This is a genomic window from Micromonospora sp. NBC_01796 (genome assembly GCF_035917455.1).
Taxonomy (GTDB): domain Bacteria; phylum Actinomycetota; class Actinomycetes; order Mycobacteriales; family Micromonosporaceae; genus Micromonospora_G.
In genome coordinates this window covers 7,633,106-7,646,714 of record NZ_CP109078.1, presented here as the reverse complement: position 1 = coordinate 7,646,714, position 13,609 = coordinate 7,633,106, and the positions used below count along the sequence as shown (strand labels likewise).

At 67.6% G+C, this 13,609-nt stretch carries 15 protein-coding genes; 5 read left to right on the top strand and 10 right to left on the bottom strand.

Going from position 1 to position 13,609, the window contains the following annotated elements; all coding sequences use genetic code 11:
* Positions 1-3 precede the first annotated feature (3 nt).
* Positions 4-783: a transposase family protein gene (locus tag OIE47_RS33940; protein WP_326563273.1), complete on the top strand. Its 780-nt coding sequence runs from the start codon at positions 4-6 to the stop codon at positions 781-783.
* 86 nt (positions 784-869) lie between these two features.
* Here the strand turns inward: OIE47_RS33940 and OIE47_RS33935 are convergent, their stop codons facing one another.
* From OIE47_RS33935 to OIE47_RS33925, 3 genes are all read right to left on the bottom strand, one after another.
* Positions 870-1,454, bottom strand: coding sequence for a hypothetical protein (locus tag OIE47_RS33935; protein ID WP_326558622.1), 585 nt, complete (start codon positions 1,452-1,454; stop codon positions 870-872).
* A 195-nt stretch (positions 1,455-1,649) separates the two neighbouring features.
* Positions 1,650-1,892: a hypothetical protein gene (locus OIE47_RS33930; RefSeq protein WP_326558621.1), complete on the bottom strand. Its 243-nt coding sequence runs from the start codon at positions 1,890-1,892 to the stop codon at positions 1,650-1,652.
* The gene (locus OIE47_RS33925; protein WP_326558620.1) at positions 1,889-2,089 is read right to left on the bottom strand and encodes a hypothetical protein; all 201 of its coding nucleotides are present in this window, start codon (positions 2,087-2,089) and stop codon (positions 1,889-1,891) included. The genes OIE47_RS33930 and OIE47_RS33925 overlap by 4 nt, the downstream gene beginning before the upstream one ends.
* Positions 2,090-2,977: 888 nt before the next feature.
* Here OIE47_RS33925 and OIE47_RS33920 point away from each other — a divergent pair.
* Complete coding sequence (locus OIE47_RS33920; RefSeq protein ID WP_326558619.1) at positions 2,978-4,183, top strand: helix-turn-helix domain-containing protein; 1,206 nt, start codon at positions 2,978-2,980, stop codon at positions 4,181-4,183.
* A gap of 195 nt (positions 4,184-4,378) precedes the next feature.
* Here the strand turns inward: OIE47_RS33920 and OIE47_RS33915 are convergent, their stop codons facing one another.
* The 6 genes from OIE47_RS33915 to OIE47_RS33890 all read right to left on the bottom strand — a co-directional run bounded on the left by OIE47_RS33915 (position 4,379) and on the right by OIE47_RS33890 (position 9,162).
* Entirely contained in the window at positions 4,379-5,590 is a 1,212-nt protein-coding gene (locus OIE47_RS33915; RefSeq protein ID WP_326558618.1) for a helix-turn-helix domain-containing protein, read from the bottom strand.
* A gap of 175 nt (positions 5,591-5,765) precedes the next feature.
* The gene (locus tag OIE47_RS33910; RefSeq protein ID WP_326558617.1) at positions 5,766-6,065 is read right to left on the bottom strand and encodes a hypothetical protein; all 300 of its coding nucleotides are present in this window, start codon (positions 6,063-6,065) and stop codon (positions 5,766-5,768) included.
* Positions 6,066-6,278: 213 nt separating this feature from the next.
* A complete protein-coding gene (locus OIE47_RS33905) occupies positions 6,279-6,662 on the bottom strand; it encodes a VOC family protein (protein ID WP_326558616.1) in 384 nt (127 codons plus the stop codon).
* Positions 6,663-6,741: 79 nt separating this feature from the next.
* Positions 6,742-7,644: a PHP domain-containing protein gene (locus tag OIE47_RS33900; protein ID WP_326558615.1), complete on the bottom strand. Its 903-nt coding sequence runs from the start codon at positions 7,642-7,644 to the stop codon at positions 6,742-6,744.
* 98 nt (positions 7,645-7,742) lie between these two features.
* Positions 7,743-8,357: a dihydrofolate reductase family protein gene (locus tag OIE47_RS33895; RefSeq protein ID WP_326558614.1), complete on the bottom strand. Its 615-nt coding sequence runs from the start codon at positions 8,355-8,357 to the stop codon at positions 7,743-7,745.
* A 109-nt stretch (positions 8,358-8,466) separates the two neighbouring features.
* On the bottom strand, positions 8,467-9,162 hold the full coding sequence (locus tag OIE47_RS33890; RefSeq protein WP_326558613.1) for a DUF3592 domain-containing protein: 696 nt from the start codon (positions 9,160-9,162) through the stop codon (positions 8,467-8,469).
* A gap of 849 nt (positions 9,163-10,011) precedes the next feature.
* On the opposite strand from OIE47_RS33890, the gene OIE47_RS33885 reads away from it, so the two are divergent.
* Positions 10,012-10,374 carry a hypothetical protein gene (locus OIE47_RS33885; protein WP_326558612.1) on the top strand — a complete coding sequence of 121 codons (363 nt, stop codon included), beginning with the start codon at positions 10,012-10,014 and terminating at the stop codon, positions 10,372-10,374.
* Positions 10,375-10,450: 76 nt separating this feature from the next.
* Here the strand turns inward: OIE47_RS33885 and OIE47_RS33880 are convergent, their stop codons facing one another.
* Positions 10,451-10,768, bottom strand: a complete 318-nt coding sequence (locus tag OIE47_RS33880; protein WP_326558611.1) for a YciI family protein — start codon at positions 10,766-10,768, stop codon at positions 10,451-10,453.
* 232 nt (positions 10,769-11,000) lie between these two features.
* On the opposite strand from OIE47_RS33880, the gene OIE47_RS33875 reads away from it, so the two are divergent.
* Together OIE47_RS33875 and OIE47_RS33870 are read left to right on the top strand one after the other, a co-directional pair.
* Entirely contained in the window at positions 11,001-11,654 is a 654-nt protein-coding gene (locus OIE47_RS33875; protein WP_326558610.1) for a TetR/AcrR family transcriptional regulator, read from the top strand.
* Positions 11,655-11,679: 25 nt separating this feature from the next.
* Positions 11,680-13,560, top strand: a complete 1,881-nt coding sequence (locus tag OIE47_RS33870) for a bifunctional sugar phosphate isomerase/epimerase/4-hydroxyphenylpyruvate dioxygenase family protein (protein WP_326558609.1) — start codon at positions 11,680-11,682, stop codon at positions 13,558-13,560.
* Positions 13,561-13,609: the final 49 nt, after the last annotated feature.

Here is a 13,609-nt window from a genome sequence, read left to right as displayed (position 1 = left end):
GGGGTGCAGGTGATCTCGGCAGCTCGCCCGGAGTGGATCTTCCCGTTCACCGGGCTGCAGCCCGTCCAGTTCCGCAGACTCGTCACGCTGGTCGCCGAGCGTGGCGGGGACGCGATCGCTGACGGCCGGCCGGGCCGGCAGTGGTCTCTCGACCTGCCGGACCGGGTACTGCTGGTGGCCGCGTACTGGCGCACGAACCTGACGATGCGCCAGATCGGCCCACTGTTCGGGGTATCGCACTCCGCCGCACACCGGGTCATCGACACCCTCGGCCCCCTCCTCGCCCTGGCCCCGGTGCGGCGGCGTCGGATCGACCAGATCGCGATCGTCGACGGCACTCTCATCCCGACCCGAGACCACCGCCTGGCCGCCCCGAGCAAGAACTACCGCTACAGCACGAACCTGCAGGTCGCCATCGACGCCCACACCCGCCTCGTCGTCGCCCTCGGCGACCCGCAACCCGGCAACCGCAACGACACGATCGTCTACCGCACCTCCGGTATCGACCAGAAGCTGGCCGGACGCCCGGTCATGGCCGACGGCGCCTACCGCGGCAACCCCGAGGTGATCATCCCGTACCGCAAGCCCACCGACGGCAGCGAGCTACCCGAGTGGAAGGCCAACCTGAACAAGCAGCACCGCACCGTCCGGGCGCAGGTCGAACACGCCCTGGCCCGCATGAAGTGTTTCAAGATCCTGCGTGACTACCGCCGCGCCGCCCGCACATTGGCCGACACCGCATCCGGTATCGCCCACATCCACAACATCATCCTGACGGGGTGACACCAGCAGCCTTACCCGGCCACGCCTTCACCGAGTTACGAGACGTCCTTTAGGCCGCTTTCGTCACATCAGTTTAGCGTCGGCTCTCAGGGAGAAGGCAGTGAGAGATCGATCTTTACGGGGGCTCCGGTCGGAGGTGTGAATTCCAGTGTCAGCCGACGCGCTGTCACAGGTGGCGTCGGGCGGAACAACCAACGTACTTCCCACTCCGTCCTGGTACCTCCAATCAGCCCTGAGGCGAGGTGGTAAGGCGTGCCGATGTCGTCGGAGACGGTGAGAGCGATTCTCCTAAAGTGTTCCGCGGGCCACGGTGGCGGCCGTGAACCGCGCTCGGCTTGCCCCTCCCATTGTCGGTACGAGGCCATGAAGCTGCTGGATGCAGCCTCCCGAGGCGGACCTTGTTCCGCGTCGAGTACCACCTCGATGTGGTTGGCCAGGCTGACCTGCACAAGCTCGGCACGCACCCCGGCGACGCTGCCTACCAGCAACGGGCGTTCAAGCGTTAGCCGGATCCGTGGGACTTGGCGCACCGTCACCAGGTATACGTGGTCAGGGTCGTAGTAGTCGAGATGGAAGGCTCCATTGTCGAGCCGTTCGACAGAGCGATTCTCGTGCGTCGGCCCTGTGGGTTGCCGGAATAGAGACCTGATCACGTCCTCAAGGTCCACCATGCTCGACACACTATCCGCTGCCTCCGGCAAGCTTCGGATATCGCTCACCCGCATTCGGCGGAGTGTCACGCCTGCACCGATCTGCCACCCATATCCCGAGACCGTGCCCACCGTGCAGATAGACGTCGCCCCGGACCGCGATGGTCCGGGGCGACGTCTTGCTGTCCGGAGCCGGTTGCCGCCGACCCGGACTGGTCACAACAGGTGGACTCGCTCGGTGCTGCCGTCCGGGCGCTGCACGGTGAGGTTGCCGCCGCCGTGCTCCATCAGGTCGTGCACCAGGTTGTAAACGACGAGTGCCCGGTTGATCGTGTCCGTTTTCGTGTCCCTGGTCCGCGCGCACGCCGTGTCGAGGGCGTTGACCGCCCGAGGCGTGAGGTTGACGGTGACCTTGACCAGCGCCCGCGTCGTCCCCGTACCCGCCTCCGGATTGGTCACGGGGTCACGCCAGCGAGGAGGACCGGCACCACCGACGCCGACCGCCCGGCGGGCCGCTGCCGAATGGCCCACGCCAGTTGCTCGCACTCGGCGCCCTTGCACTGTGGGCACTGGCGGCCGTTGAGGTGGGCGTCGAGGGTCCGGGTCGCCGCCCACCAGATCGCGGCCGGAGTGAGTCGCTCGTCCTGCCGGCTCACCGCGTCGGCTCCCTGAGATGCCGCTCGATTGCCGCGCGCGGGACGTAGGAACTCGCGCAGGGCGGGTGCTTCAACGCCTCCGCTGGGGTGCATCTCAGCGTGTGAGCGGATACCCAGAACTCGTAGTCGAGTCCGCGTAGCCGGGGCGCCATCCGGTCTATCGCGAACACCCGCACGGTCGTTGCCGTCGTGGCCGGCCTGCCGTCGTCGTACCACTCGCCCGGTTGGAGCCGGAGGAGCAGGCCGCGCGGGACGGGCGGCAGGGTGGCGGTCACCACTCGCTCGGCGTCGCGACGAGGCTCCGTGCCCGGTCGAGTGCTCGGCACGATCCGTCTTCCTTGCACTGTTCGCACGTGCTGTCCCGGTGCTCGGCAACCACCCGCAGCGCGTCCCGGATCATTTGAGCAGCGTCGCTCATGACGGCCCCCCACCAGGCGGCTTGCCGAGAGTTGAGCCGCCTCCGTGTCGCGGGGTCCGACCGGTAGGACCGTCCAACCATCGCCGCCCCGACCGCCAGAGCCGGACGCTGGCCTACCGTGCGGGTCGGCTCGACCGGTTCCGGTGCGGGGCCGGGGGTCACCTGCTCGACCGGCCCAGGGTCGCATTCTGCCGCCGCGACCAACGCCACGAGTGGTCGCTCGCGCCCGGCAATGTCTGGCTCCGAGACGGGGAGGGGAACCACTGGGGCTGGAGCCGGATCGACACCCGACGCGAACCACTTTCGTCTGGTGCTGTTGATCGCCATCGCGTACCTCCAAGCTCGGAAAGCAATGGTGTGCTCACACACCGTGCTGTTAAGCGGACAGTAGGGCGATGAATACCTAGGTTGGTGCGTACGTGCACCATGGGTCGTACCGTGGGTGGCAGCATCCCCTCAGGGAGGACGTCATGCCGCGCAGATCCACTCCGGACGCCGCCATCGGTCAGCGGATTCGCGATCGCCGTAAGCTGCTCAAACTCACGGTTCGGGTCGTTGCCGACCTGGCCGGGATCCACCATTCCACGCTGTCGCGAATCGAACGCGGTGAGATCAGCGCCGACAACCGGTTCACCCTCGCGTCCATCGCCCAGGGGCTCCGCTGCCCGGTCACCGACCTCACCGGCCAGCCGGCCGCGCCTGTCGACCACGGCGATGCACAGGTCAGCGGTTCCGTGTACGAGACACTGCGTGCCGTCATTGAGGCAGACCTCCAATACCGGCCGGCACAGGCGGATGCCCTTCCCATAACCGCGCTCACTCATGAACTGGACCTGATCCGCGATCTTCGTGCCCGGTGCGACTACGCCGGCGCGACAACCCGCATCCCGAGTCTGCTTCGCGGCCTCCATCTCGCGGCCTACGGCAGTGAGCGTGCCGAGGCGCTACGGGCACTTGTCATCGCCGAGGACACCGCTTCGTTCGTGGTCAGGTACGCCGGCAACCCTGCCGCCGCATGCCTTGTCGCCGACCGGGCGCAGCAGGCTGCCGAGGCGCTCGACCAGCCGGTCATGCTCGGCCTTGCCGCGTTCGCCCGATCCCACGCCGCGACGGGCTGCGGCCTGTACGAGCGGGCGCTGACAATCGCCGACCACGCGGCCCGCGATCTGGAGGCGCACACCAACCTGCCTGATGGCCGCGAGATGCTGGGGCAGCTCTACATGACCCAGGCGTACGCGCTGTACGCGCTCGGACGGGCCGAAGACGCCATGGAGCCCGTCGCACTGGCGGAGCGGATCGCCGCCGACACGGGCGACTCCGACGCCCTCCGGCTCATGTTCGGCCCGACGAACATCAACTTCTGGCGAATAGCGATGGAAGCGGATGGCGATTCGCCGGGGCGGGCTGTGGAGATTGCACGGGGCACCACGCCGCACGCGGTGGATTCGATCTCCCGACAGTTCGCGTTCTACTCGGACACCGGTCGGGCGTTGGCAAGAACCGGTCGGGACGCCGAAGCGTTGCGGATGCTCCTGGCGGCGGACCGCCTGGCGCCCCAGCGGATGCGAAATCCGATCATGGTTGAGACCGTACGGAGCCTGCTGGAGCGGTCCCGCCGGGGCACTGGCTGGACGGAGCTGCGTGGGCTCTGCGAAAGGCTCGGTATCGGGTCGTAGACCGCCGCACCGGGTCCGAGCGGCGTCCCGCGAAGCTCAACCCGTACCGGCGCGATCGGTAGGTGGGGCGAGGTGAACGGCTACGAGGTACCACGGGCGCAGTCGGTGCGACACCTTGCCGCGACCATGGAGTCACGGTAGGTATAAGCGAAGGTGCTGAGGGGTACGCGATGTACCCGGTTACGGCATGTACCCCTACAGGTTGACGCCCGCTCGTTCGGCCAGCTCGACCGCGTCGCCGCGAACCGACGCGGGCGCCTCCGTTGCCAGCCGGGTCAGCATGTCCCTGGCTGCCGGTGAAAACCGCACCGTCTCGGGTGAAGTGGCATCCGCCTTCGTCAGCAGGTGCAGGGTCGCCTCGCGAGCGCCCTCAAGATCGGCGCTGCGGGCCAGCTCGACGTAGTGCCGACCTCGGCGCTCAGTGGAGGGAATGGTCAGCGAGTCGAGGGCATGTGCCCGCCGCTGCGCTTCGTCCGGGTCACCGAGGTCGACGGCGCACATCACCGCGTACACCTCGACCAGCGGCCGGGACACCCGGGTCCGGAGGCCGACGAAGTCCGCCGGTAGCGCCCGGTGCACGATGTTCCGGGCGGACTCCCAATCCGCCCAGGCGCCCTGGTCGCCGTTGCGTGCACGCGTCAACGCCGCGCAGAGATGCAGATCGGCCAGCATTTCGGCGTACTCGGCCGGGCCGTCCGCAACCCTTGGCTCGATCAGGTTGCGCGCCTCTCGTAGCCGCTCCACCGCTTCGTCACTCCGACCGGTGGACCGGAGCAGGTGCGCCGCGTACCAGATGGCCTGTGCCAGGGCGAGCGGGTCGTCCGCGTCCATGGCCGCGGCCATGCCCCGGTCGACGGTCAGCCAGCACAGTTCGCGGTCGCCGTGCCATGCCAGGTATGCCTGGGCCAAGTGGTACGACTGGGCGAGCAGGGCCAGGGCGGTACGTCGGTCGGGTCCCTCGTGGAGTCGTGCCGCCCGCTGGGTGGCGTTGAGCAGGCCGGGTAGCAGGGCTCCGATCTCGGTTCGCTGCTGGCGCGAGGTGTGCCACGTCTGCCATGCGGAGTCGGTTGTGCCGCGTAGGTACTCGGTGGTGGCGGGCTCCCCGGTGACCGTCACGTGCCATGAGGTCAACGCCCGGCGGACGTCCTCGACCGCAGGGTGGCTGGGGTGGCCGTCAAGCGACAGGGTGACCGCCGGCCCGAACAGGTCACCAAGGTCCCGAACGCCGAGGTGTGGAGCAAGCTGCTGGGCCGCCCGTAGGGTCAGGCTCCGCTTGCCGTTCTCGATGAACTTGATGGTGGTGGCCGAGAGGCTGGCCAGTCCGGCGAGCCTCTCCCGTGAGAGGCCGGCAGCCCGGCGTAGACGCTCGACTCGCTGTCCTGGCGTGGGCTGCGCCTGCTCGGCCATCTGACACCTCACCGGGGTTGAGATTTGGTACACGGTGTACCCCGACGGTACGCCCGACGCACGATCGAGGGGACGCAGCTCACCCGGACGCAGCCGCAGGCGGTGCAGCGCGATGGCAGGATCTCGCCTCATCGCTACAGGACATGGTGAGCTCGGGATGACTCGATCGGGTCCGTCAGCGTGCTGGCTGTTCAGGTGGTGCACCGGTCGGCGTGGGGTGAATTCCGAATTTTTCAATCACGAATCGCCAGAACAAGGCGACCCCGTCCCGAGCCGGCCTGGCTATCCGGTCGTTGCGGCCGGTGTGTGCGAGGTGTTCGATGGTCACCCAGTCGTGGGCCGACCGGACCACGATGACGTCGACCGGTGCTGGTGTGACGGGTACGGCTGTGACGATGAGGTCGGTCATCGAGGTGGTGCCCGCCAGAAGGTTCTCGGCCTCGAACGCGATGACGCTGTCGACGATGTCGAGCACCGGTTGGTAGGTCGTGCTGCTGTCGAGGACGGCGTGCAGCCGTGTCGCGATGTCCGCCCACGGCTCTCCGCGGAAGTCGTACGGCCAACCAAGGAAACGCATCTCCTCAGGCTGCCAGAGACACCGGGCGACAGGTCGGTGGGAGTGTCACCAGGGGTACGGCGACGTGTCTCGTCATCTCCACCGCCCCCGAACCCACAACCCACCACGGCGTCAGGCGACGCAGAACTCGTTGCCCTCGGGGTCCTGCATGACGACGTGCCCCAGGACGTCGCCGTACCACTCCTCGCGGACCACCGTCGCACCGGCGGACACCAACTCGGGCACCCTTCGCCGGATCAGTCGTGCCCGCTCGGTCATGTCCCAGGGACCCGGACCCGCCACCCGGACGTCGACGTGCATCCGGTTCTTGGCCGTCTTTCCCTCGGGCACCTTCAGGAAACTGATCGCGGGACCGTGGCCATCCGGGTCGATGATGGACGCGTTGTCGGGCTCCTCGAAACCGGGCTCCTTGACGTACGCCAGGGCAAGCGCCCAGAAGGCGGCGAGCCGCTGCGGATTGTCGGCGTCGCATCCCAGGGTCCAATGGGTCGCCATGGCGCTAACGTACGCGAGCCGGAGCTCTGGCAGTGTGGGGAGCGGGACATCTGTTGGGACCCGATGCGGGAAGTTTGGCTCAGCTCAGCCAGATCGGGTTGCTCCAGGCCCGTCCGCCGTTCGCGTCGATGACGGTCACTCGGACGTAGGCGCTTTCCCGGAACATGTCGAGTGGAAGTGAGCACTCGGTGCGTCCGTGGCCTGCCCGTACCCGCTTACCGGGTACGCAGCCGGTGACCAGCACCCGGCCGGCCGGTGAGCAGCGGACCGTGATGCTGTCGTCATCGAGCTGAATCGCATGGATCTCGGGTCCGGTGCTGGCGTAGTAGTGGCCGGCCTTCAGGGCGGCAAGCAACGCGGCGGGGTCGAGCGACTCGGCGCGCACCTGCACCCAGGCTGCGTGGGCTGGCGGGTCCTGGGGTTGGAAATGGGCGTCGTCGGCTGCGTAGACGCTGAGCCGGTGACCTCGGCCCAGGAGCAGATCGCAGAGGTGCCAGCTGTCGCCTCGGTCCTCCCATGCCGACAGGGCGTTGTACACCTCGACGGCGTGTGCGGCCTCCAGGCTCTCCGCGTCGGCGAGGGTGAGCAGGGATGCCGCCGGGTGCGCCATACCGATGAACGCCCCGGCTGCGCGGGCTCGGCGGGCCAGCTCCGGTCCGGACTCTGCGGAGGTGGGCGGTGAGAAACCGAGTGGCAGGCCGACCGCGACGATGTGCCATTCCTCGGAGAACTCGGTACGAGGCGCGTGCAGTTCGGCGCCGATCAGAGTGGTGAACGTGGACGTTCGAAGCGGCCGGGTGTCGGTGACCGGGAATCCGTACTCGGGTCGGAAGTGATCGGTGATGGCCACGAAGTCGTAGCCGGCCTCATGGTAGAGACGGCTGATCTGGTCGGGTGGCAATCCTCCGTCCGACCGGTCGGAGTGGGTGTGCAGGTTGCCCCGCCAGAACCGGCCGGGTCGGTCGAACGGCAGATTGTGCATATCGTCAGGACCTCCTCTGGCGCTGTCGGGCAGATCGCCGCAACCTGCCGACCGTGGTCATTGAGGCGCCCCTCGGTGAGTCTCGGGCGTCGGGTTGTTCAGCCACCAGCGGGAACCTGGTCCTTGACCTCGTCGTAGCCGACCTTGGCGGGTTCTGCGGTCGGCGAGTAGATCACGCGGATCACGCCCGTCGGGAACGCCTCGGTCGCCGTCATCTTCAGGTGGTACGGCGCATCGCCGTCGTCGAACAGCCTGCGGCCCTTGCGTGCCGCCACCGGATGCACCAACAGGCGCAGCTCATCCACCAGCCCTGCGGCGAGCAGTTGCTGCACCACGGAGATCGATCCGGGGATGAGGATGCCCTTGACGCCGGCATCGGCCTTAAGCGCACTCGCGGCGTCGAGGAGATCGCCGTTGATCAGCTCGGAATTGCGCCAGGAGAACTCCAGCGGCTGGCGCGAGACGACCACCTTGCGTACGTCCCCGAGTTGCTTGGCGAACGGTGCGTCGTCCCCGCCCGCGGCCTCGCGGTCTGGCCAGGCCCCGGCGAAGCTGTCGTAGGTCTCCCGGCCGATGAGCAGCACGTCGGCGGTGTCGTAGTCCTCGCCGACGGCGCGCCCCATGTTCGCGTCGAAGTACGGGAAATGCCAATCGGGGTCGATCTCGGCCACACCGTCGGCCGAGATGAACAACGTGGAAATGATCTTCGCCATCGGAGTTGTCCTTCGAGTCAGGGGATGTCGGTAGGGCGCAGCACGCCCAACCTATCGGCCGCCCCCATCTCCGTCCCGGAGGCAGGTCCAACCGACGCCGGTCATGGCGTCACGACTTGTGTTTGCGCCGCGCGCTGGTTCGACGCCGGGTTGACTCGGTGCGAGCGGGCTGATGTGTCGCCAGCACCGTTTTGCGCCGACGGTCGAGGCGGTTGTCGCGTCCCTGGTTCAGCCGGAGGATGGTCGCCCCGATGGAAACGACGGTGAGTACGAACCCCGCCGCCCCGAAGCCCCCTTGGATCCTGCCGCGGTTACCGCTCAACGTGCCGAATTCGGCAACGAAGTCGCCTGGGTCGGCGGGATTGACCCAGATCCGTACCGGTGTTCCCGCCGGCCAGCAGACGTCCCAACATCCCACCTCGCCGACACGGGTTTGGTCGGCGAAGTCGTAGCGGACGTGCATCGTCTCACTGTTGGGCGACCTGTTGCCGCCTGATTTGGTCACCTGGTCGTAGATCACCGCCTCAGCGGGAGTGCCCTGCTGGCGCAGTTGCACAGCCCACTCGTCCAGGTTGCGTTGAGTGGAGTACGGCCACCAGATAAGTGCGAGGCCAGCCAAGATCCCCAGGCAGTAGAAGGGGTATCGGGCATCTCGACACCGCTTCAGCCAACCCTTGATCACGCGAAAGATTCTGCCATGGAGGATCAAATCCTGTCGGTCGACAGCCAGCCGGTCGACCTCACAGGTGGCTGCCGAGGTCAGCGCGAGTGGTCGAGGCAAGCAGCAGGGTGAGTTGCTGATCACGCCCCTCCAACCGGGGGCGGTGTCGAAGGGTACGAATCGGAATTACCACCACTTTGGATACCATCTCAGGACCCTCTCCGCTGACTGCGGGCCGTCCTGCGGCGCCTCCACTGCAGGACGATTGAAACGAAGTGACAGGTGGATGGCGAGGAGGGCGGCACCCTGAAGTAGCCAAACTCCCACGCCCCAATCGAGCCACAACCCGACGCCCGCCGCGAGGAAGAGCATGCAGCCTACGAGGGTCAGTAGGTGGTGGCGGCGTGCACGCGTCATTACGCGAGCGTAGGTCCAATGGGCAACATTCTCATTGGCGATCGTGTGGCCTGACAGCCGGACGAGGCGCGCACGGCGCGCAGGCGGGGGGTGACGGGTACTACATCCTGTTGGGTGGCGTCGTGCCGGTGCTGCGCACCGTGTCGCCGATGGGTCAGTCACCAAGATCGGGGCTGTCCGCAGGTGGCGGGCAGTTGCGATCATGATCGGGTGGAGCACAGAGCGAAGTGGTTGCGTGTGGTGGGCGCCCTGGTGCTGCTCGTGGCCACAGTGGCCGTTGTGCTCAAGTTCAGTGGGAGCACGAGTGGGAGAATGGTGGCGATGCGCTCGACGTAACCGTCGAGGTTCGTCTTGCCGGTCCTGGCTCAGTCGAGAAGGAGGCATTGGCGCTCCCTCCGGCTCCTTCTTGCGCCGGTGGGCGGCCTGGTAGACCTTCAGTGGACGACGAAGGACGTCCCGGGGCTGCGGCCACGTAGTGCGGATTGACGGCGCAACGGGGGATTGCAGGGTTTGTGGGGTGTCCAGGACCGGTACGGTAACGCTGACCGTGGCCGGGGAACTGTCGCCATGCCCCCGGTGAGCGAAGTGAGTAACGGAGAGGTTCACCGCTCAAGGAAAGAGGTCATGATGGTTCACCTGACGATTAGGATAAACGTACGATCGAAGGAGGAGACGGATTCCGAGCTGCGGGGGCGCCTGTCGGCATACGGGATCCAGTCCGTCTTGTCGGATAGGGGAGTGATTATCGGTGTAGCGTCGAAGTCTGACTGCGACCACATAGGAGAGGTGTTAGCGGGGCACATGCATGGCTTGGAGGACAAGCTGTCATTCTACGTCGATGGCCCGGCTGCTGAATTCGAGATCTACCGTTTCCTCGCGCCTGACGATAATGCTTCCATGGTGGCAGGAACCCTGATGCAGGCGGCCTTCTTCGACTAGTGGTATAGCAGTCGCGGCACCCCTAATTTTCACAACAGTGCTGGCTTCGGTGGCGTGCTGGATCCGTACCCGTGTATCAGCCGCGTACTCGGGAAGCGTCGACTCCGAGCATGCCCGCCAGCGCCGGGTGAACCCGCCCCGGATCGATCGTCGTAACCGCGTACGTCGCGACCCCCGCCTTGACGAACGGGTCTTCCGCAACGACCCGCTCGATTGCTGCGCGATCGGCGGCGCAGGCCACGATGGCGCCGCCCTCCATCGAGGGCAGCGCCTGCCCGGACACCAAGAACGTCCCCTCATGGTGGTAGCGCTCCAAGAAGAGGACATGACCGGGGACGAACGGCTCCGCTTCCTGCTCCGACCCCGTGTACCGCAGGTACAGCAGGTGCAACATCCGAATCCCTCAGCTCTCCCGGGCGAACGACACACCATGGCACCTGCTGACCGACCCCTGAAAACACGGCGTTCACCATCGTGCCGTCAACGTGGCCGCTCGCGATACATCGCGGCGGGTCCGTGGCACGGATGTACGCACTAGTACGTTCGTTATGCTGGCGGGTGGCAGCCGGGTTCGGTGTCGACAGAGTGTCCGTACCGACCCGAAGCCCGACGGGAGAAGGAGTTTCGTGAGCCGGCAGGCGGCACCAGAGCCCGAGGTCGATCGTCGGCGTGACGCCGAGCGGACCAGGGTCGACATCCTCGACGTCGCTACGGAGGAGTTCGCCAACCAGGGTTACAGCGGGGCGCGGGTGGACGAGATCGCGGCGCGTACGCGTACCACCAAGCGGATGATCTACTACTACTTCGGTGGCAAGGAGCAGCTCTACCTCGCCGTGCTGGAGCGTGCGTACGCCGAGATCCGGGCGGCCGAGCGGGCCATCGACGTCGACCAGCTCGATCCGGTCGCCGCCATCCGCCGGATCGCCGACGTCACCTTCGACCATCATGAGGCGCACCCAGCGTTCATCAAGCTCGTCGGCGTCGAGAACGGCCAGCGGGCCGAGAACATGAGTCACGTCGCCCGGCTGGTGGACCTCAACAGCTCGGCGGTCGACGTACTGCGCGGGGTGCTCGCCCGTGGACAGCAGGCCGGTACGTTCCGCACCGACGTCGACGCGCTGGACGTACACATGATGATCAGCGCCTTCTGCTTCTTCCGGGTCGCGAACCGCCACACCTTCGGCGCGCTGTTCGGTCGGGACCTGCTCGATCCGGCGTCACGCGAGCACTACCGCACGATGCTCGCCGACATGGTGGTCGGCTACCTCGGCCAGCGCTGACCCCCGTACCCCCGGAAGGTGAGCCATGAGTAGCGACCGCGCATTTACCTCGGCCGGACGTGGCGCGCTGCGCCGGTCGGTGGCGACGGTGTGCATCTCCGGCACCCTCGACAACAAGATCGCGGCTGCTGCCGCCGCCGGGTTCGACGGGATCGAGCTGTTCGAGAACGATCTCGTGGTGGCGCCCTGGTCGCCGGGTGAGGTCCGCGCCCGGTGCGCCGACCTCGGTCTCAGCATCGACCTCTACCAGCCGTTTCGTGACTTCGAGGCGGTGCCACCGGCGCTGCTGAAGGCCAATCTGGCGCGGGCGGAACACAAGTTCGACGTGATGGCCGAGCTGGGTGTCGACACCATGCTGGTCTGCTCGTCGGTCGCACCGGCGGCCGTCGACGACGACGATCTGGCGGCCGAGCAGCTCGCGCTGCTGGCCGACCGCGCCCAGACCAGGGGGATGAGGATCGCGTACGAGGCATTGGCGTGGGGACGGCACGTGTCCACATGGGACCACTCGTGGCGGATCGTGCGTGGGGCCGACCATCCCGCGCTCGGGCTGTGCCTGGATTCCTTCCACGTGCTGTCGCGCGACGTCAGCCCGGCCGGCATCGCCGACATCACCCCGGGCAAGATCTTCTTCCTTCAGCTTGCCGACGCACCCCATCTGAGCATGGACGTCCTGCAGTGGAGCCGGCACCACCGGCTCTTCCCCGGACAGGGATCGTTCGACCTGACCTCGTTCGTCCACCGGGTGCTCGCCGCGGGTTACACCGGACCGCTGTCGCTCGAGGTGTTCAACGACGTCTTCCGGCAGGCCGATCCGGTGCGTACCGCCGTCGACGGGATGCGGTCGCTGATCGCCCTGGAGGACAGCCTTCGACCGGCGGGCGGGTCGGGCGTCGAGGTTCGTCGGCTACCGGAGGCGCCGGCGTTGTCCGTACACGGTTTCAGTGAGTTTGCGGTGGACGGCCGGTCGGGGCCGGTGTTGCAGGCCGCGCTGCGGGGTCTGGGTTTCGCCCACACCGGGCAGCACCGGTCCAAGCCGGTGGAGCTGTGGGAGCAGGGCACCTGCCGGGTGATCCTCAACAGTGCGGTGACCCGCCCGCAGACCCCGGGGACCGCCGCGATGAGCGCCTTCGCGTTGACGACCGAGGATCCAGAACGGTCGCGGGCGCGGGCGGAGGCGTTGCTCGCGCCGGCACTTCCGCGTGTCCGGGGTCCGCGCGAGGCGGACCTGCCCGCCGTCGCGGCCCCCGACGGTACGTCGGTGTTCCTCAGCCGGGACGACAACGACTGGCGGGCCGACTTCCTGCCCACGGGGGACGAGGTCGCGGGCGACGCCGGCCTCACCGCCACGGACCATCTCGGGCTGGCGCAGCCCTTCGACCACTTCGACGAGGCCGGGCTGTTCTACCACTCCGTGCTCGGGCTCGACCGGCTGAGCACCGAGGAGTACGCGGCACCGTTCGGGCTCATGCGCTCGCGCGCCTACGCCACCCCGGACCGGGCGGTACGGCTCGCGTTGACCGTGGCGCTGCTGCGTCGTGGCGAGTGGGCTCCCGCCGTTGTCGACCCGCAGCACGTCGCCTTCGCCACCGCCGACATCTTCGCCACCGCGGCGGCGATCGACCGGCTCGGCGGCACCACGCTGCACGTACCCGAGAACTACTACGCCGACCTGGTCGCCCGGTTCGCCCTCGCCGACGACCTGGTCGCGCGCCTGCGCCGGCACGGCATCCTCTACGATCGCGACCAGCGCGGCGGTGAACTGCTCCACCTCTACACCCCGGTGTACGGGGGAAGGGTCTTCTTCGAGATCGTGCAGCGCCGGGGCGGGTACGACGGCTTCGGCGAGTCGAACGCACCCGTCCGGATGGCCGCCCACCGTCACCTGCGCCTGTCCGGGAGCTGACCCGGCCGGGAGCCGATGGCGTCGGTCCCGACCGGGTAGCGCGTTGCTC

Bases quoted from the DNA above. Each gene is read 5' to 3' on its own strand.
- OIE47_RS33920 (WP_326558619.1), top strand. From the start codon at position 2,978: ATGCCGCGCAGATCCACTCCGGACGCCGCCATCGGTCAGCGGATTCGC.
- OIE47_RS33895 (WP_326558614.1), bottom strand. From the start codon at position 8,357: ATGGCGAAGATCATTTCCACGTTGTTCATCTCGGCCGACGGTGTGGCC.
- OIE47_RS33915 (WP_326558618.1), bottom strand. From the start codon at position 5,590: ATGGCCGAGCAGGCGCAGCCCACGCCAGGACAGCGAGTCGAGCGTCTA.
- OIE47_RS33935 (WP_326558622.1), bottom strand. From the start codon at position 1,454: ATGGTGGACCTTGAGGACGTGATCAGGTCTCTATTCCGGCAACCCACA.
- OIE47_RS33900 (WP_326558615.1), bottom strand. From the start codon at position 7,644: ATGCACAATCTGCCGTTCGACCGACCCGGCCGGTTCTGGCGGGGCAAC.
- OIE47_RS33905 (WP_326558616.1), bottom strand. From the start codon at position 6,662: ATGGCGACCCATTGGACCCTGGGATGCGACGCCGACAATCCGCAGCGG.
- OIE47_RS33870 (WP_326558609.1), top strand. From the start codon at position 11,680: ATGAGTAGCGACCGCGCATTTACCTCGGCCGGACGTGGCGCGCTGCGC.
- OIE47_RS33880 (WP_326558611.1), bottom strand. From the start codon at position 10,768: ATGTTGCACCTGCTGTACCTGCGGTACACGGGGTCGGAGCAGGAAGCG.